Genomic DNA, 18550 nt, shown 5'->3' with positions numbered 1-18550 from the left:
CCTTCCGCGCATGCCGGTTTCCGCGAGTGTCCGTGCGCGCCTTCGCTCCCACTTGCATCCAGACGACGAGATCCACTACGCGTTTCCAGCAGACGTTCTGATGAGCGCGAAACCGAGTGTGTTTGTCGTGGTGAGCCGAAAGGCGATCACCGTCTTCTCGACGAGCTTTCGGTCCAGAAAAGTACCGAGGTCGATCCTCACCCAGTTTCCGAGAATGACCGTCCTCGGCCCGGTCGATACTGCGTCCACGCCGCACTTCACTGCGGCGGGCATAACGTACGAGATCGACGAAGAATATGTTGCAGTCGTGAACGCTGCCGACGCGGAGATCACGTCACCGCAGGACTTCCCGCATGATCCGTTGCCGAAACTTTGAAGGCACAAACAAAAAGGCAGTTTCTCATTTCTGAGAAACTGCCTTTTTGATCTAACTTCGGTCGGGCTGACAGGATTTGAACCTGCGACCACTTGACCCCCAGTCAAGTGCGCTACCAAGCTGCGCCACAGCCCGTCCCACGCCCGTGTTTCGGGCGCTTGGAAAGATTACATCAGGGACGGGCCGAAGTACCAATCGGCTGGTCAGAGCCGTTTCAGTACCGAATTGGACGCAGAATCAGCGGCCCTTACGATCACGCTTCTCGCGCACTCGGACGGATACGCGGATCGGGCTGCCGTCGAAGTTGAACTCTTCACGCAGACGCCGCTCGATGAAGCGGCGGTAGCCGGCCTCGAGGAAGCCCGTGGTGAAGAGAACGAATGTCGGCGGGCGTGTGCTTGCCTGCGTCGCGAACATGATGCGAGGAAGGCGACCACCACGCATCGGAGGCGGCGTTGCTGCCACAACTTCCTTGAGCCAGGTGTTCAGGCGACCCGTGGGGATGCGCTTGTCCCAGGACTCGAGAGCCGTGTCGAGAGCCGGCACGAGCTTCGCCACGGCGCGACCGGTGTGGGCGGAGATGTTGACTCGCTGAGCCCACGGAACGCGGACCAGATCGCGGTCCACTTCCTTGTCCAGCATGAGTCGACGGTCCTCGTCCACGAGGTCCCACTTGTTGAATGCGATCACCAATGCACGACCCGTGTCGGCCACCATGCTCAGAACACGCAGGTCCTGCTCGGTGATCGGCTCGTGTGCGTCGATGAGCAGGATCGCGACCTCAGCGGCCTCGATCGCGCTCTTCGTACGCAGCGACGCATAGAACTCGGCACCGCTGGCATGGCTGACACGCTTGCGCAGACCAGCCGTGTCAACGAAACGCCAAGGGCGTCCGCCGAGTTCGACGATGGAGTCGACGGGGTCGACGGTGGTGCCGGCAACATTGTGCACGACGGACCGCTCGTCACCGGACAGCTTGTTGAGCAAGCTGGACTTTCCGACATTCGGCTTTCCGACGAGAGCAACACGACGCGGACCGCCGCCGGGGATACCTTCACGCGGGGTTTCCGGCAGCTTCTCGAGAACCTCGTCGAGCAGGTCGCCGGTGCCGCGGCCGTGGGTCGCACTCACGGAGTACGGCTGACCGAGGCCCAACGACCACAGCGCTGCAACCTCGGACTCGGTGCGTCCGTCGTCCACCTTGTTGGCAACGAGGATGACCGGAGTCTTCGAGCGGCGAAGCACGCGAGCCACAGCTTCGTCCGTCGCCGTAGCGCCGACAACAGCGTCGACGACCAGGAGAATGGCATCAGCCGTTCCCATGGCCAACTCGGCCTGCCGGGCAACGGCCTGCTGAAGACCCTTTGCGTCGGGCTCCCATCCGCCGGTGTCCTGGACGAGGAAGCGTCGTCCGGCCCAGTTCGCCTCGTAGGAGACGCGGTCACGGGTAACGCCGGGGATGTCCTCGACTACCGCTTCACGACGGCCGATGATGCGGTTGACGAGCGTCGACTTGCCGACGTTCGGTCGACCGACAACAGCCAAGGTCGGGACGGCAATGTGCGCTTCGCCTTCGCCGTCCGCTTCGAGATCGGCGTAATCCCACTCCGATTCCTCGGACCAAGTTCCGTCACCGGCATATTCGGTTACCAGATCGTCGCTCACTGCACTGCTCCAGTTCTGTCGCTGACCACCAACAGCAACTTGGCGATCACATCTTCAATTCCCAATTCGCTCGTATCCACCAGAATGGAGTCGTCGGCAGGGCGCAACGGCGACACTGCCCGAGTCGAATCGAGATGGTCACGGCGCTGCACATCAGCCAGCACCGCTTCGTAATTGTCTTCACGGCCTTGGCCGATGTTCTGCGTATTGCGCCGTGCCGCACGGGTTTCCGCCGATGCGGTCAAGAAGATCTTGACGTCTGCATCGGGGAGTACGACGGTTCCGATGTCGCGACCTTCCACGACGATCCGCTCCGCACCCGCCGCCAGCTCACGCTGAGTGGCGACCAGCAGGTCGCGAACCTCGGGCACAGCCGAGACCGCGGAGACAGCCTTGGTGACCGCGTCGCCGCGGATCTCCTCACCGACGTCCGCGCCGTCGAGATGCACCTGCTCACTGCTTGGATCGGTACCGATGGACCACGGCAATGCCGCAACGGCAGCCGTGATCGCGGCGGAATCAGCCAGATCGATTCCCTGACGAAGCACGTGCAGGGTCGCGATCCGGTAAATGGCTCCGGTGTCGAGGTAGCGAGCACCCAAACGCTGCGCCAACGCGCGAGAGACGCTGGACTTGCCGGTTCCGGACGGTCCGTCCATAGCGACTACCAGCGGCATGGACGAATCGGTCACAGGCCGACCGCCTCGTACAGTCCACCGACCTCGCTACGTCCGAGGACGCGCTGCGTTCCCGGACGCTGATCGCCGAGAGCGACAACTCCGACGTTGGTGCGTACCAGGCGGACAACGGGGTGACCGACGGCATCGAGGAGGCGACGCACGATGTGCTTACGGCCCTCGTGCAGTACGAGCTTGACGAGCGTCTTGCCCTCGTTGATCTCGAGCACGGTGAACGCGTCCACCTTGGCCGGACCGTCATCGAGAGTGACACCGTCACGCAGCTGCTTGCCGGTGCTGCGCTCGACAACGCCGTGAACCGTGGCGAGGTACGTCTTCGGAACCTCGAACGACGGGTGCATCAGGCGGTGAGCCAAGTCACCGTCGTTGGTGAAGAGAAGCAAGCCTTCGGTGTCGGCGTCGAGACGGCCGACGTGGAAGAGCCGCTGACCCGACTGAACGCGCTCGGAGACGATGTCACCGACGCACGGACGACCGAGATCGTCGGACATGGTGCACTGCCAGCCACGCGGCTTGTTCATCGCGAGGTAGACGAGGTCCTTCTGCACGACGACGCGGACGCCGTCGACACGAACCACTGCGTTCTCGGGGTCGACACGCAGACCCTGTTCGACCACGATGCGGCCGTCGACCTCGACGCGACCCTGATCGATCAGTTCTTCAGCAGCGCGGCGTGATGCGACGCCGGCCTGAGCCAGCACCTTCTGCAAGCGGACGCCGTCGCCCTTCGGCGGGCCGTCGTGCTTGGTGATCTCGGCATGCTGATGACGCGCCGGCTTGGCGTTGGAGACCAACGGGTTCTGAGAGACGACGCGCTGCGGCTTCTCGGTCTTCGGCTTGCCACGCTTGTTGGTCGCCGGCGGTGTCGGGGCTGCCGGGCGCTTGCGCGGAGGTCCGTCGAACTTGGACCCACGAGGTGCGTTCGACCATGCGCCGCCGCGAGGAGCGTCGGGGCGTGCGCCGCGCTGATCGTCACTACGACGGTCAGCGCCGCCACGCGGTGCGCGACGGGCGTCGACGTGGGGGGTACGGCGGTCATCGCTGCGGGGTCCGCGGCGGTCGTCAGTGCGCGGTCCGCGACGGTCGTCGTTGTAGCCACCACGACGGTCGTCGGTACGTGCGGGGCGACGGTCATCGCTGCGCGGCGGGCGACGGTCATCGCTGCGCGGCGGGCGACGGTCATCATTGAATCCACCGCGACGGTCGTCCGTGCGGGGACGGTCGGATCCGGCGTTGCGGTCGTATCCGGAGGTACTGCGGGAAGTGTTGCTGCGTCCACCACGGGGCGCTTCGCTACGTGCGCCGCGGGGGGCGTCGCTGCGACCACCACGGGGTGCATCGCTGCGTGCGCCGCGGTTGTCGCGGGAGTTGTTACGGTCCGGTGTGCCATCTCGGCGAGCGGGATTGTTCACTTTTTTCCTGTCAGTTTTCTACTGTTTCCCGAGCGTGGTCGGGTCTTTCTCGGTGCTGACGAGCGCCGGGATTCCGGTCAGTCGTCGACTTCGGTGTCCACTACGTCAGCGGGCACGTCTGCCTTGTTCATTCTCGCAAATCGCGGATCGGATTCCAGGCTTTCGCTGATGTCGTCGATGAGATCGACATCAGGCAAGAGCGGGGCCAACTCCGGGAGCTCGCTCAGCGAGGCCAGGCCGAGCCGTTCGAGGAACAGTTCGGTCGTGGAGTACCGTGTCGCGTTGGTGTCCGGGTCAGGCCCGGCTTCCGCGATCAGTCCGCGGGCAAGGAGGGTGCGTACCACCCCGTCCACGTTGACGCCTCGTACCGCACTGATCCGCGCACGAGTCAACGGTTGACGGTATGCGACTACGGCCAAAGTTTCCAATGCCGCCCTGGTCAATTTGGTGCGTGCGCCGTCCAATAGCAGCTTTTCCACGTACGGGGCAAACTCTTGTCGCGTGTACAGACGCCATCCGTCGCCCGCGTAGCGAAGGTCCATTCCGCTGCCGCGAGCGGTCAATGCGGCCGACATCGACGTCAGGCGTTCTTCGACTCGTTCCGGCGCGGTTCCGGTGACAGATGCGAGTTGGTTCACTTCGGCCGGCGAATCCACGACAAGCAGAAGCGACTCCAGCACTGCGTCGAGTTGATCGTCGTCGAGTTCGAAATCGGGGGCGGAATCTTCGGACTCCGAGGCGTGTTCGGTAGGCTCGATCATCTCGTCTAGCTGCGAAGATTCCGATTCCGTCGGCTCGGCGTTCATCCGTAGTCCTCCTCTGTGACCGGCGCGGCCGGGTCGTCTCCGGTCCAACTCACCATCAGCGGTCCGAGTGCTTCGGGTTGCTCGAACACAATGACCTGCCTGCGATACAACTCGAGCAACGCGAGAAATCTTGCGACTATCTCGACGGTGATCTCACACTCGGCAACGAGGTCCCCGAAGGGTGTCCACTCCCCTATGCCTCGCTCGCGCAGCAACTCGAGAATTCGCTCAGCCTGCTCGGGTATCGAGATATTGGACACATGGAGGTGATCGAGGCCCACCGTCGGCACCGGACGCGGTGTGAACACCGTCGCCGCGATCTCCGCAAAACGCTGAGGATCGACGCCCAACAACACCTCGGGCAGGAGTTCGGTGAACTGATCCTCGACGGCAACCGAGCGCGGATAGCGCCGCAGCGCTGCTTCCTCCAACTCACCGAACAGCGCCGCAACTTGTTTGTACGCCCGGTACTGCAGCAGTCGCGCGAAGAGAAGGTCGCGGGCTTCGAGAAGCGCCAGATCCTCCGCGTCCTCGACCTGCCCGGCGGGCAACAGCCTTGCCGCTTTCAGGTCCAGAAGAGTGGCTGCGACGACCAGAAACTCTGTTGTCTGATCGAGGCCCATCGCACTGCCGAGTTCCTTGGTGTATGCGATGAAATCGTCAGTGACGGTGTGCAGCGCGACTTCGGTGACATCGAGCTGTCGTTGATTGATCAGGTTCAACAGCAGATCGAACGGGCCTTCGAAGTTCCGGAGAGTGACTCGGAAACCGGCAGCCTTGGCTGCGGTCTGAGCGTCGGTCGGCACGTTCGGGTCGATAGAATCCGGCTCGACTTCGACCGAATCTTCTTGCGATGCAATCAGTTCCACTAACGACCAGACCGGTGAATGACCTCGCGGGCCAATGCTCTATATGCCTCGGCCCCAGCCGATTTCGGCGCCCACGTCGTGATCGGCTCACCGGCGACGCTGGTTTCGGGGAATCGAACGGTGCGGTTGATCACCGTGTCGTAGACGACGTCGCCGAACACCTCGACGACGCGTGCCATCACCTCACGGGCGTGCAGGGTCCGAGCGTCGAACATCGTGACGACGATGCCGGCCAACTCGAGCTTCGGATTGAGACGGTCGTGCACCTTTTCGACGGTGTCGTTGAGCAGTGCCAGGCCGCGCAGGCTGAAGTACTCGCATTCCATCGGAATGATGACCGAATCGGCGCAGGCCAACGCATTCACGGTGAGCAGGCCAAGCGACGGCTGGCAGTCGATGAGCACGTAGTCGTACCGATCGAGAACCGGGTGCAACACGCGTCCCAAGGTCTGCTCACGCCCGACCTCGGTGACCAATTGGATCTCGGCGGCCGAAAGGTCGATATTGCTGGGGAGCAGGTCGAGGCCGTCGACCCGGGTTCGCATCAGCACGTCGTCGATGGACACACGTGGTTCGACCAGAAGGTTATGGACGGTCAGTTCGAGGTCGTGATGCTGAACGCCCAGTCCGGCAGACAACGCGCCTTGCGGATCGAGATCCACCAGGAGCACTCGACGACCGTATTCAGCCAACGATGCACCCAGGTTGATGGTCGACGTCGTCTTGCCGACGCCGCCCTTCTGGTTGCACATCGCGATGATCATCGCGGGTCCGTGGTGCGCCAACGGTGTCGGTTGGGGTACCTCGCGGACCGGTCGACCTGTCGGGCCGAGTTCTTCCGCGGAAACGGTGAGGGTTTCCGCAGGTGGAGAGGCTACTGGCGTCGTATCTATTTCGAACATCGCCTCTGGTTCGGAGGGTACAGCTGGTGCTGATTCGTTCACGCGCTCGAAGAGTTGGGCATTGACATGCGGCGGCGCGGACTCCGCCGCTGGTGGCTGCGATGTCGACACGGTCCGATGCTCCCCTACTCTTTCGGCGGTTGCTCTCGGCGCCGGCAAACCCCCGAAACTGCGGTGGAGGCCGCTCGCGCTCCTTGAACGCTACCGCTTACATCACCGAATGGTCTCGCAGACACGCATGAGCCAACCAACCCCTAACGGGCACGCGGGTGTGCCTGAGCCCACACTTCGCGCAACGCGGTGACGGTGACCAGTGTGTAGATCTGCGTCGTGGTTACCGAAGCGTGACCGAGAAGTTCCTGCACGACGCGTACGTCCGCGCCGCCGTCGAGCAGGTGTGTGGCAAACGAGTGCCTGAGCGTATGGGGTGAGACGTCCGCCTTGATCCCGGCGGACGCCGCCGCGTCCTGAAGAATCTGCCATGCACTCTGACGCGAGAGGCGTCCACCGCGAGCGTTGAGAAAGAGGGCAGGAACACCGCGCGTCGCCAGGCTGGGGCGCCCGCGGACGAGATACGCGTCGACGGCGGCGATCGCCGGCCTGCCGACGGGGACGATCCGCTGCTTGCCGCCCTTGCCCTTGAGCAGCACGGAACGAGTTTCGGTATCGATGTCGTCGACGTCCAGATCGATCGCCTCGGTGATTCGCGCTCCGGTCGAGTACAGGAGCTCGAGCAGAGCGCGATCCCGCAGGTCGCGGGGCCCGTCACCGGCCGCACCGCCACCCGAAGCGTCGAGCAGGGCGATCACGTCGTCGAGAGGCAGGGCCTTGGGCAGCTTGCGTCCGGGCGTCGGCGGCTTGACCGTTCGGGCCACGTCGACGCTGACCAGACCTTCGGCGGCGGAAAACTTGTGGAATCCGCGAACCGCGATCAGGGTGCGTGCTGCCGAACTGGCCGCCAATGGTACGACGCCGGAATCTTTGTCACCCAGGCGCAGATGTGTCACGAATTCGGTGACGTCGTTCTCCGTCACGCCCGCGACGTCGTCGATGCCGCGTCCGTGCAGGTACTCCGCGTACCGATTCAGGTCGCGGCGATAGGAAAGTAGAGTATTGCGCGCAGATCCTCGCTCGACCGCTAGATGGTCGAGATACGAGTCCACCTGTCGGGCAAGCACTTCAGGCTCGCGACTTGCGTTCTCCGAATGCGCGAGGACGATCGGGCCACGGTGCGTCGGCGGGGCGTAGCGGCTTTCCCGTCGCGCGTGCGGTGGCGATCGCGAGAATGCCCGATACCGCTGTGGCATTGACGATGTCGCCGCGTAGCGCCATGTCGACGGCGTCGGCGAGCGGAACCCGCGAAATCTCGAGATCGGCTTCTTCGTGTTCGGGATCGTCGCGCTCCACCTCGTGCAGCCCCTCGGCGAGGAAGACGCGAACCGCCTCGTCCGTGAACCCGGGTGAGAGAGCGACATCGACCAGCACCGACCATCGATCGGCGCCGAGTCCGGTTTCTTCGCCCAGCTCGCGCGCTGCAGCCTCGACCGGGCTCTCCCCCGGAGCGTCGAGCAGACCGGCAGGAATTTCCCACAACCGGTGCCCGAGCGGGTGACGGTACTGGTGAATCAGCACCAGGTTGTCGTGCTCGTCCAGTGCCACGACGGCAACGGCGCCGTGATGCTCGACGACTTCCCGATCGGCACGCTGACCACCAGGCATCGCAACGGTGTCGACGCGCAACGCGATGATCGCGCCGGTGTAGACCGTCTTGGAGCCGAGGGTGTCGAATTCGTGCCGACCGGGATCGCTCATCTGTGGCTAGACCTTTTCCACGTTCTCGACTGCAGCGTCGAGCGCCGTCTCGGTGGCAGCGGTGTCGATCTTCTCGTCACCGTGGACGTCGACGGGCAGGCGCTCTTCGAGCTTGTATGTCAACGCTGCTTCGACGAAGGCGGCGAACAGCGGGTGCGGGCGTGTCGGGCGACTCTTGAGCTCCGGGTGTGCCTGGGTGGCAACGAAGAACGGATGCTGCTCACGCGGGTACTCGACGAACTCGACCAGGTGGCCGTCCGGTGAAGTTCCGCTGAACTGCAAGCCGGACTTGGCAATCCGGTCGCGGTAGGTGTTGTTGACCTCGTAACGGTGACGGTGACGCTCGGAGACGTCCTCGGTTCCGTAGGCCTGAGCGACGACGGAACCCTTGGTCAGCACGGCCGGGTAAGCACCCAGACGCATGGTGCCACCGAGGTCGGCGTCACCGGCAATGACGTCTTCCTGATCAGCCATCGTGGAGATGACCGGGTGCTTGGTGTCCGGCTCGAACTCGGCCGAGTTGGCATCGTCGAGGCCGACGCTACGAGCAGCTTCGATGACGACGCACTGCAGACCCAGGCACAGACCCAGCAGCGGCAGCTTGCGCGAACGTGCGAAACGGATCGCGCCGAGCTTGCCTTCGATGCCGCGGATGCCGAAGCCACCGGGGATCAGAACACCGTCGACGTCACCGAGAGCGGCCTGCGCTCCGGCTTCGGTCTCACAGGCGTCCGACGGGACCCAGGAGATCTCGACCTTGGACCGGTTCGCGAATCCACCGGCGCGCAGTGCCTCGGTGACGGAGAGGTATGCGTCGGGCAGGTCGACGTACTTGCCGACCAACGCGACCCGCACGGTCTCACGCGGCTGGTGAACACGATCGAGGAGGTTGCCCCACACGGTCCAGTCGACGTCGCGGAACGGGAGACCGAGCTGGCGAACGACGTAAGCGTCGAGGCCCTCACGGTGCAGAACCTTCGGGATGTCGTAGATCGAGGGAGCGTCGGGCGTCGAGATGCAGGCGTCGACGTCCACGTCGCACATGAGGGCGATCTTGTTCTTGAGGCCCTGCGGAACGTCACGATCGCAACGAAGGATCAGCGCGTCGGGCTGAATACCGATGCTGCGCAACGACGCAACCGAGTGCTGCGTGGGCTTGGTCTTGAGCTCTCCGGAGGGGCCGAGGTACGGCACGAGGGAGACGTGCAGGAAGAAGACGTTGTCGCGGCCGACGTCGTGGCGGACCTGGCGAGCGGCTTCGAGGAAGGGCTGCGATTCGATGTCGCCGACGGTTCCACCGATTTCGGTGATCACGACATCCGGGCGGTGTCCCTGCAGATCCGGACCGCTCATCTCGAGGATGCGACGCTTGATCTCGTCGGTGATGTGCGGGATGACCTGAACGGTGTCACCGAGGTACTCGCCGCGGCGTTCCTTGGCGATGACCGTCGAGTACACCTGGCCGGTGGTGACGTTCGCCTGACCGGAGAGGTCACGGTCGAGGAACCGCTCGTAGTGCCCGACGTCGAGGTCGGTCTCGGCACCGTCTTCGGTGACGAAGACCTCGCCGTGCTGGAAGGGGTTCATGGTGCCCGGATCCACATTGAGATAGGGATCGAGCTTCTGCATGGTCACGCGCATTCCCCGCGCGGTCAACAACTGTCCCAGGCTCGAGGCGGTCAAACCTTTGCCGAGCGAGGAAGCTACACCTCCGCTGACGAAGATGTGCTTGGTGGCGGTACGCGTGTTAGTGCGTGACTGTGGCAAAGGGGCTCCCGTGACGACTGTGCAGGGCTTGGTCTGATGAAGCATGCTGGGGCCTGCCGACCCACGGGATTTCACGGTAACACCTATCGGGGGTCGGTGCCTACAACGCGCCGACTTTCCGCCCCCGATGTGACCGGCGTATCAATACCGAGGTGTTCAGTTGGTGGGTGCGCCGACGGTAACCGCCGCCGCTCCCGGTCCCGTGCCGTAGCGGCCGGCGCCGCCGTTCAACTGTTCCTGCAGCGCCAACGGCGTCGTGATCTTGCCCGATTCCCGGTCGATGTTGTCGATGGTCGTCAAGCCCGCTGAGAGCGCCGCGTCCGCACGCGCGACGGCAACCGGACCACTGCCCTCGGCCGAGCCAGGCCGGCCCGCGAGAATCGTTCCTGCGCCGCGTCCGTCGAGAGCACCGGCAAACCGCGCGATGACGGCGCCGCGGTTACCCGTGGCTGCGTCGGATTCACTCTTGTTGTCGCCGGTGAGAACCACGGCGAGCTGAGCCGGCTTGACCGCTCCGTCGTCGTAGCTGATGAAACCGGCGCTACGCAGCGAGTCGAGCGCGAGATTCATCTCGTCCGGAGTGCTCTGCGGTTCGCTGTTCTGCCCGTTGAGAAGCAGAACCGAACCGAGCAGATCACCCGCGAGACTGCCCTGATCGACCGCACCGGTCTTTAGGGTGATCCCCGCAGGGATGACATTGGTGACGACGGTCCGCAAGCGGTCACCACCGGTGGCGTCGACAAACGAATCGGTGAGCGAGACGCGTCCGGTCACGGCACCGCCGGCGGCAGTGACGAGTCGGTTGACACCGTCGAGATCACTGGGATCCGCGTCCGGTGCCGTGATGACGACGACGGTGCGACCAGCGAGACTGTCACGCACGACGCGACCGCCGACAGCGGCATCGAAGCCGTCCGCGGAATTGAGTTGCTGCTGAAGCTGATTGGACTGTTGATTGAGGTCTTCGATCTCGTTCTGCAGGTCCGCCTTGTCGTCGCGCAGACCCGAAAGCAATCCACTGGACAGCATTCCGGAACCGAGCACCACGCCGATCGCGAGTGCCAGGAAGATTGCCGCTATGGAAATTGCATGTTGACGCATCGAAATCACTTGAAGAGCCCCTGAACCCACAGCGCGAAGCTGTTCCACGTTGCGATTGCCCAGTCGAGAACTTCACTACCGGCATTGGACACGACCAGGGCGACGATCACTGCCACCAGGGCGGCGAGCACCAGGAGCGCGATCGCGCCGCCGGACACTCGACTTCGATACAGCGTTGCCACAGCCTTGGCGTCGACCAGCTTCGGTCCCACCTTGAGCCGTGTCATGAACGCCGACGGATTGCTTTCACGACGCCCACGGTCGAAGAACTCGTCCAAGGACACCACGTTGCCGACCGTCACGATCAGTGAAGCTCCGTGGTGATCGGCGAGCAGCAACGCAAGGTCGGTCGGTGAGCAGGTCGCCGGGAACGTCATCGCCCCGATCCCGAGATCCTGGATTCGGGAAAGCCCCGCCGCATGACCGTCCTGGTCTGCGGGCAGAACAACTTCCGCGCCGGACTTGAGGGTGGAACTGGTGATCTCTTCCGGGTCGCCCACGATCAGATCGGGGCGGTATCCGGCCTTGCTCAACACGTCCGCACCTGCACCGACACCGATCAGGATCGGCGAATACTCCTTGATGAAGGGCTTGAGGTTCTTCAGATCGGCCTCGTGTTCGGGTCCGTCGGAGACGACCACGACGTGGCGATCCTTCAAGTCGATGTCGATGTCCGGAACACCGATTCCGTCGATCAGCAAAGGACTTTCGGTGCGGATGAACTCGATGGTGTTACCCGAGAACGCTTCCAGGTGATCGACCAGGCCGGTCTTGGCCTCGATCATCCGATCGGAGATCTCGGCCTCGGTCTGCTCTTCGCCCTTGACGAGGCTCTTCTCGCCGTTGAAGATCTCGCCCTCGTGCAGGCGGATCTTGCTGCCGTCCTTGACGTTCTTGAAGACGTCACCGTCTACGGCATCGATCAGAACGATGTCGTTGGCGACGATCACTTCCGGTCCGAGGTTGGGGTACCGCCCCGAAATCGACGGCGACGCGTTGACCACGGCCATGACTCCGGCTTTCACCAGAGCATCGGCGGTCCGGCGATCGATGTCGACTTCGTCGAGGATCACGATGTCTCCAGGACCGACGCGGCGTAGAAGCTTCGCCGTGTTCCGATCGGCCCTGGCGATGCCACTGATCCCAGGCAAGGATTCGGTGTTACGTGAGAGCAATCCGGGCATCTTCATGGCTTCGATGATGAACCTGAAACCGCGTTGACCGGTGGAGGCGCGCCGACAACTACCACATCAGTCACACCAACACCACAGAACCTTCAATCTGTGACGCGGGCCGCATTCGCGATCTCGAGCAGTTCTTCGGCGTGCGCACGACCGGTCTCGGTGTCGTCCAGCCCTGCCAACATACGAGCCAATTCGACCACCCGATCCGAATCCGACAAGGTCCGCACGCCACTGCTCACCACGCCGCCTTTGTCGTCGACCTTGTCCACCACGAGGTGGGTGTCGGCAAACGCAGCAACCTGCGGAAGGTGGGTGACGACGATAACCTGATGCGTACGAGCAAGTTTCGCCAATCGGCGGCCGATCTCGACAGCAGCGCGACCACCGACCCCCGCGTCCACTTCGTCGAAAACCATCGTCGCGCCGGTGTCGCTACCAGCGAGAACAACCTCGAGCGCCAGCATGACGCGTGACAGCTCGCCACCGGAAGCGCTCTTGCTGATCGGAAGTGACGGTGCCCCGCTGTGCGCAGACAGACGGAATTCCACCTCGTCGACGCCGGCAGACCCGGCATGAAGGTCTACTCCCCCGACGCTGAGCGGCGCCGAGTCCTGCGGGCCGGCAGGCTGCGAACGCACAGTCACCTCGAGACCCGCACGTCCCATCGCCAGACCGGCGAGTTCCGCGCTGACGGCTTTGGCGAGCTTTGCCGCTGCCTTGACTCGCGCGGCGCTCAGCTTTGTGGCGGCTTCCGCGGTGAGGCCAGCCGTCTCCTCGACCTGCTTGGCCAACAGCGACAACGCATCCGACGACACGTCGAGTTTGGACAGACGAGCGCGAGCGGTATCTGCCCATTCGAGAACACCGTCGACATCGGCGGCGTACTTGCGAGTCAGAGTCTTCAGTTCCGATTGCCGCGACAGCAGCGAGTCCAGAGCACCCGGGTCTGCGGGCAGCCCGGACAGATAGGTGTTCAGGTCACCGGCAACATCGGTGACGACGGCAATAGCGTCGGCCAACCGGGAACCGAGGCCGTCCAGATCTGCGTCGGTGACCGACTCGATACGCGCCCGCGCTTCGGACATCAGGTCTAGCGCCGGCATGACCCCGACGTCGCCGCTTGCCATGTCGTCACTACCGGCGAGCGCAGCGTGCGCCTCTTCCGCAGCCGAGCGGAGCGAATCGAGTTCACTGAGTCGTCGAACTTCGGCAACTATCGCCGTGTCCTCGCCTGGCTCGGGTGCCACGCCGTCGATTTCGTTGAGCGCGAAGGTCAACTGATCTGCTTCTTGCGCCAGTTCACGAGCCTTCGACGTGCGTTCGATCAACTCCGAACGAGCATCGAGCCATTCACGACGGTGTTTGCGGTACCTCGTCAGCAGCGTTCCGATTGCCTTGTCCCCGAAGCGGTCCAGCGCATTGCGTTGCTGGTCGGGACGAAGCAATCGCAGCTGATCGTTCTGTCCGTGGACAGTCAGAAGTGGGTCCGTGAATTCGGAGAGAACTCCCGCCGGCACGCTTCGTCCGCCGAGATGAGCCCGTGAGCGGCCGTCGCTGCCGACTGTCCGGACGGCGATGATGGTCCCGTCCTCGTCGCGCTCGGCGCCGGACGATTCCAGGATTCGGACGATCTCACGCTCGGTGGCCGGTGAGACGTCGTCGGCGATGAATCGTCCTTCGACGACGGTTCGCGACGCGCCCAACCGCACCCGCCCGGCATCGGCTCGCGCTCCGCTGAGGAGGTGCAAGCTGGTGACGACCATCGTTTTACCTGCGCCGGTTTCACCGGTCAGGACGGTCAGGCCCTCGTGGAACTGGGCGCTGGCCTCGGAGATCACACCAAGACTGTCGATACGGATCTCTGCGAGCACGATTAAGGCTTCCTTCCTCGCCATCCGGTAACCGGAAGCTCGAACTTGCGAACCATCCGATCAGCGAAGGGCGCAGAGTCCAACCGGACCCACTTGACGGGAGTGGCGCCGCGAACGATCTCGACGCGAGCGCCGGCAGGCAGTTCCAACGTACGACGACCGTCGCAGAAGACCAGGCCGTCGTGGCTACCGGCGACGGTCTCCACCGCGATGATCGAATTCGGGCTGGTGACCAACGGCCGCGCGAACAGCGCATGCGCGTTGCTGGGTACGACGAGCAAAGCTTCGAGTTCGGGCCACACGACAGGGCCGCCTGCGGAAAATGCGTAAGCGGTCGAGCCTGTAGGAGTGGACACGAGAACACCGTCGCAACCGAAGGCAGACACCGGTCGGCCGTCGACTTCGAGGACAACTTCGAGAACTCCCAGACGCGAACGATTCTCGATACTGGCCTCGTTGAGCGCCCACCCGCGATCGATGATCTCGTCGTCCACCCGAATCACGACGTCGAGTGTCATACGGGACTCGACACGATATTCCTTGCGAACTACCTGTGCGAGCGCCTCGTCGAGATGCTCGGCCTCGGTCTCTGCCAGAAATCCGATCCGTCCGAGGTTGATGCCCAGTACCGGAATGGACGCTTCTTGAGCGAGTTCGGCGGCGCGCAGAAATGTGCCGTCACCACCGAGAACCAGAACTAACTCGCATCCGACGGCAGCATCAGGGCCGGGATGAACAACCGTGACGTCGAGACCCGGCGCAGAGAAGCCCGCGGGTTCCGTCATTGCTTCGATGCGCGAGCTGTCTGCTTCGTCGACGAGGACTCGCAGCCCGATTCCCGCCCGTTCGAAAATCTTCCCGACTCGTTTGGCGGTTTCCGTGATGTCACGTCGACCAGGGTGTGCGACAAGAAGGATCTCGCGCGACTCGCCGTTCGTGACCGCGTTCACTGGGGCCCTTCCTCTACAGCCTTGCGAATCATGTCCTCCACCGAAGGAATTCCCTCGGTGTCCGGCTCGTGATCACCGGGCGAACCTGTCTTTCGAAGCCACAGGAAATACTCGACATTTCCCGACGGACCGGGCAATGGGCTGGCCACGACACCTAACGTCCGCAGACCTACCTTTGCAGCAGCCTCCGACACGTCGAGCACAGCCGAGATTCGCAATTCCGGATCTCGTACGACGCCACCGGCACCGACGCGGTCCTTGCCCACCTCGAACTGAGGCTTGACCATCGGAACCAGGTCCGCGCCGTCAGCAGTACAGGCGACAAACGCCCCGAGTACAAGTTTGAGAGAAATGAACGACAAGTCCGCGACAACGAGATCGACAGTTCCGCCGATGGTCTCTGCATCAATTGCACGAACATTGGTTCGGTCGATGACGTGCACCCGGTCATCGGACTGCAGGCGCCACACCAGTTGTCCGTAGCCGACGTCGACTGCGACAACTTCCTTCGCACCACGCGTCAGCAGAACATCGGTGAACCCACCGGTGGATGCGCCGGCGTCGAGGCAACGGCGACCTTCGACCGTCAATCCTTCGGCACCGAAGGCGTCGAGTGCGCCGATCAGTTTGTGAGCACCTCGCGACGCCCACGAAACTTCCTGCTCCACCTCGACGACCCGAAGTGGCGTTCCGGCTTCGATCGCCGTCGCAGGCTTGGTCGCAACGGCTCCCGAGATGAGAACTCGCCCGGCGGAAATCAGTTCTTGCGCATGATCTCGTGACCGTGCGAGTCCGCGACGGACAAGTTCGGCGTCCACCCGTGCTCTACGTGCCACGTCAAGCCCTGTCCACAGAGGCGAGTGCCTGGACGAGCACCTCGTGTGCCTGTTCCAAAATATGTGCCTTCTGCGGAATCACACCTGCTCCGTGCTGATCGTTCGGATCCTGTTCGATGCCGCCCAGGCGCGCCAGCAAACCGTCGACGTCAGAACGTATGCGTTCCGGATCGACGGAAGGGCGTGGCCCGGGCAACGGAGATCCGTTACTCGTGTTTCCGGGGTGCGGTGTCGGCGTGCTCATCGGGCACAACGTTAGTGCATGACTCTCGGTTACGCATACACCCGCACCCCCGCGAGTCGAACACATTTGCGAGAGATCAGACGAGCCAGGATGCAAACAGATCCGCCACGCCGGCATCCGACGCTTCCAGGGTCCGGAACGACGGATTAGCCCATGCGACAGGCGCAACCGCGCGTAGAAGCGACATCTCGTCCCCGACAACCGGGCCGTCGACAACCAGCGCCGACCCGTTCACGGAGACAGACCACTTGGAGTCCGCACCGACCAGCGATTCGACGGCCGGCTGATTGAGCGAATCCAGAGTTGCTGCAATGTAGGTGGGGCGCTGCTCAACCGGAGCCCGCAGTACGTCACCCGGCGTGCTCACACCGGTGAGAACCAACAACGAGTCGATCGAAACAGCTTGTGCGCCTTCGATATCGGTGTCCAAACGATCACCGACCACCAGTGGACGCGAGCACCCGCTGCGAGCGAGCGCGTCCTCCATCAGCGGTGCAGCAGGCTTACCTGCCACCAACGGTTCCTGCTTGGTCGCAGCGCGTAGAGCTGCCACCATCGAGCCGTTGCCCAGCACCAAACCCCGCTCCGACGGCAGTGTTGTGTCCAGGTTTGCCGCTACCCACAGCGCACCGGCCCGGATCGCCAAGCACGCCTCGGCAAGGATCGACCAGTTGGTCTCCGTCGAATGTCCTTGAACGACAGCAACCGGAGAATCCGCGAATTCGCGCACCGGAAGCAACCCGACGCGCGTCACCTCGTCGGCCAATGCGTCGGTACCGACGACGAGCACAGCGGCACCGGGTTCGAGACGCTCCGACAGCAGACGCACTGCCGTCTGAGAACTGGTGACGACACGATCGTCTTCGGAATCGAAACCGAGTTCGGTCAGATGCGCCGACACTGCCGAAGGCGAGCGACTCGCATTGTTGGTCACGTAGTACAAGGCCTGCGTGCCCTGACCGAGAGCGGCCTGGGTGCCGGGAATCGCATGAGCTCCGGCGTACAGAGTGCCATCGAGATCGAGCAAAAGTACGTCGTACTGAGTACGAAGCACGGTCACTGATCTTCTCCGGTCAACTCGGCCACCCGTTCTTCAGCATCCGTGTCACCCTCGAGGTCAGCAGCTGCAGCGTTGAGGAACCATTTCAGTCCGTCTTCGACACGACCAGCTGCAACGAGGGCATCGGCGTAGGCGTAGAACAGCCGAGCCGCAGCTTCACCGGTACGCGCTGCGTCCAGATCCTTGGTCTGCAGTGTGACAACTGCCTGGTCGAACTGACCGAGATCCATGCGGGCGCCCGCGACGACGATCCTCAACTCAGACGCCTCGTCGCCCGAAAGCAGGGCAGCCTCGTCGCTACGGCCGAGCTCGATCGCGCGTTCGGGTCGACCCAAACCGCGTTCGCAGTCGGCCATGACAGCGATCAGACCCGGTCCGCCAGCCATTCGACGGGCAGCACGAAGCTCGGAGAGAGCTTCAGCCCATTCACCGGCGTGGTACGCGGTGATTCCGGCGGCTTCACGAACGACCGCAATTCGGCCGGCGCGCTGACGGGCAGCGCGAGCGTGGAGCAGTGCGAGTTCCGGATCTTCGTCGACGAGCTTGCCCGCCATGACGAGGTGACGCGCAACCGTGTTGGCGTTGTCCTTGTCGAGGCTGAGCAGATCCCGACGAACGGCCGGGTCCAACTCCGTGGGCTCTACGTTGTCGGGCAAATCCGGTTCGTCAGGTCGTGCTTGCTGACGGTTGCGGTCGCCGTCGCGTCCACGAGGGGTGAACCCACCCTCGCCGCCGCGACGCTGTCCGCCGTTGAATCCGCCGCCGCGGTTACTGTTTCCAGCACCGCCACGGTTGTTGTCTCCGGCACCACCGCGGCGGTCTCCGCCTGCAGCGCCGCGTGATCCACGCCCGTCGTTGTCACGACGGGGGCCACCTGATCGAGGCGCTCCTCCCCCACGGAAGGACCGACGCTCGTCGCCATTCTCCGACACAGTCATTCCTCTCATACAACGCACGAAAGGGGACCCAATATGTTGGGTCCCCTTTCGGTTAACGG

The 18550-nt window shown here is 63.5% G+C and carries 18 protein-coding genes and 1 tRNA gene; 1 reads left to right on the top strand and 18 read right to left on the bottom strand.

Annotated elements, in window-relative coordinates; genetic code table 11:
* Positions 1-10 precede the first annotated feature (10 nt).
* Positions 11-376 (top strand): hypothetical protein, encoded by a 366-nt coding sequence (locus ACN50D_RS28865; protein ID WP_058038830.1) that lies wholly within the window; start codon positions 11-13, stop codon positions 374-376.
* A gap of 61 nt (positions 377-437) precedes the next feature.
* On the opposite strand, the gene ACN50D_RS28860 is transcribed toward ACN50D_RS28865, so the two are convergent.
* The 18 genes from ACN50D_RS28860 to ACN50D_RS28775 all read right to left on the bottom strand — a co-directional run bounded on the left by ACN50D_RS28860 (position 438) and on the right by ACN50D_RS28775 (position 18491).
* Positions 438-511: transfer RNA gene (locus ACN50D_RS28860), tRNA-Pro, on the bottom strand.
* A gap of 102 nt (positions 512-613) precedes the next feature.
* Positions 614-2041 (bottom strand): ribosome biogenesis GTPase Der, encoded by a 1428-nt coding sequence (der, locus tag ACN50D_RS28855; RefSeq protein ID WP_003946199.1) that lies wholly within the window; start codon positions 2039-2041, stop codon positions 614-616.
* Positions 2038-2718, bottom strand: coding sequence for a (d)CMP kinase (gene cmk / locus ACN50D_RS28850; protein ID WP_175280110.1), 681 nt, complete (start codon positions 2716-2718; stop codon positions 2038-2040). The genes der and cmk overlap by 4 nt, the downstream gene beginning before the upstream one ends.
* Before the next feature lie 11 nt (positions 2719-2729).
* A complete protein-coding gene (locus tag ACN50D_RS28845) occupies positions 2730-4151 on the bottom strand; it encodes a pseudouridine synthase (protein ID WP_019748584.1) in 1422 nt (473 codons plus the stop codon).
* A gap of 77 nt (positions 4152-4228) precedes the next feature.
* Positions 4229-4912 carry an SMC-Scp complex subunit ScpB gene (gene scpB / locus ACN50D_RS28840; RefSeq protein WP_037127047.1) on the bottom strand — a complete coding sequence of 228 codons (684 nt, stop codon included), beginning with the start codon at positions 4910-4912 and terminating at the stop codon, positions 4229-4231.
* Positions 4913-4953: 41 nt separating this feature from the next.
* Positions 4954-5775: a segregation and condensation protein A gene (locus tag ACN50D_RS28835; protein ID WP_046379919.1), complete on the bottom strand. Its 822-nt coding sequence runs from the start codon at positions 5773-5775 to the stop codon at positions 4954-4956.
* A gap of 50 nt (positions 5776-5825) precedes the next feature.
* Positions 5826-6839, bottom strand: coding sequence for a ParA family protein (locus ACN50D_RS28830; protein ID WP_003946138.1), 1014 nt, complete (start codon positions 6837-6839; stop codon positions 5826-5828).
* A gap of 143 nt (positions 6840-6982) precedes the next feature.
* The gene (gene xerD / locus ACN50D_RS28825) at positions 6983-7906 is read right to left on the bottom strand and encodes a site-specific tyrosine recombinase XerD (RefSeq protein WP_007731892.1); all 924 of its coding nucleotides are present in this window, start codon (positions 7904-7906) and stop codon (positions 6983-6985) included.
* Position 7907: 1 nt separating this feature from the next.
* The gene (locus ACN50D_RS28820; RefSeq protein WP_047270484.1) at positions 7908-8540 is read right to left on the bottom strand and encodes an NUDIX domain-containing protein; all 633 of its coding nucleotides are present in this window, start codon (positions 8538-8540) and stop codon (positions 7908-7910) included.
* A 6-nt stretch (positions 8541-8546) separates the two neighbouring features.
* Positions 8547-10307 carry a CTP synthase gene (locus ACN50D_RS28815; RefSeq protein ID WP_003946139.1) on the bottom strand — a complete coding sequence of 587 codons (1761 nt, stop codon included), beginning with the start codon at positions 10305-10307 and terminating at the stop codon, positions 8547-8549.
* Positions 10308-10463: 156 nt separating this feature from the next.
* A complete protein-coding gene (locus tag ACN50D_RS28810) occupies positions 10464-11417 on the bottom strand; it encodes a copper transporter (RefSeq protein WP_019748590.1) in 954 nt (317 codons plus the stop codon).
* Positions 11414-12598, bottom strand: coding sequence for a putative cytokinetic ring protein SteA (gene steA / locus ACN50D_RS28805; protein WP_007731902.1), 1185 nt, complete (start codon positions 12596-12598; stop codon positions 11414-11416). The genes ACN50D_RS28810 and steA overlap by 4 nt, the downstream gene beginning before the upstream one ends.
* 86 nt (positions 12599-12684) lie before the next feature.
* Entirely contained in the window at positions 12685-14463 is a 1779-nt protein-coding gene (recN, locus tag ACN50D_RS28800) for a DNA repair protein RecN (protein WP_211920116.1), read from the bottom strand.
* A gap of 2 nt (positions 14464-14465) precedes the next feature.
* Positions 14466-15413 carry an NAD kinase gene (locus ACN50D_RS28795; protein WP_003946132.1) on the bottom strand — a complete coding sequence of 316 codons (948 nt, stop codon included), beginning with the start codon at positions 15411-15413 and terminating at the stop codon, positions 14466-14468.
* Positions 15410-16249 carry a TlyA family RNA methyltransferase gene (locus tag ACN50D_RS28790; RefSeq protein WP_003946142.1) on the bottom strand — a complete coding sequence of 280 codons (840 nt, stop codon included), beginning with the start codon at positions 16247-16249 and terminating at the stop codon, positions 15410-15412. Before ACN50D_RS28790 ends, ACN50D_RS28795 begins: the two co-directional genes overlap by 4 nt.
* 1 nt (position 16250) lies before the next feature.
* Positions 16251-16493 carry a hypothetical protein gene (locus ACN50D_RS28785; protein WP_003946140.1) on the bottom strand — a complete coding sequence of 81 codons (243 nt, stop codon included), beginning with the start codon at positions 16491-16493 and terminating at the stop codon, positions 16251-16253.
* A gap of 76 nt (positions 16494-16569) precedes the next feature.
* Positions 16570-17553: an HAD-IIA family hydrolase gene (locus ACN50D_RS28780; RefSeq protein WP_007731903.1), complete on the bottom strand. Its 984-nt coding sequence runs from the start codon at positions 17551-17553 to the stop codon at positions 16570-16572.
* Entirely contained in the window at positions 17550-18491 is a 942-nt protein-coding gene (locus ACN50D_RS28775; protein ID WP_073513327.1) for a hypothetical protein, read from the bottom strand. The genes ACN50D_RS28780 and ACN50D_RS28775 overlap by 4 nt, the downstream gene beginning before the upstream one ends.
* Positions 18492-18550: the final 59 nt, after the last annotated feature.

The sequence above is a fragment of the Rhodococcus sp. SB1D genome (assembly GCF_048573875.1).
Taxonomy (GTDB): Bacteria; Actinomycetota; Actinomycetes; order Mycobacteriales; family Mycobacteriaceae; genus Rhodococcus_F; species Rhodococcus_F qingshengii.
This window is presented reverse-complemented; position numbering and strand designations above follow the sequence as displayed.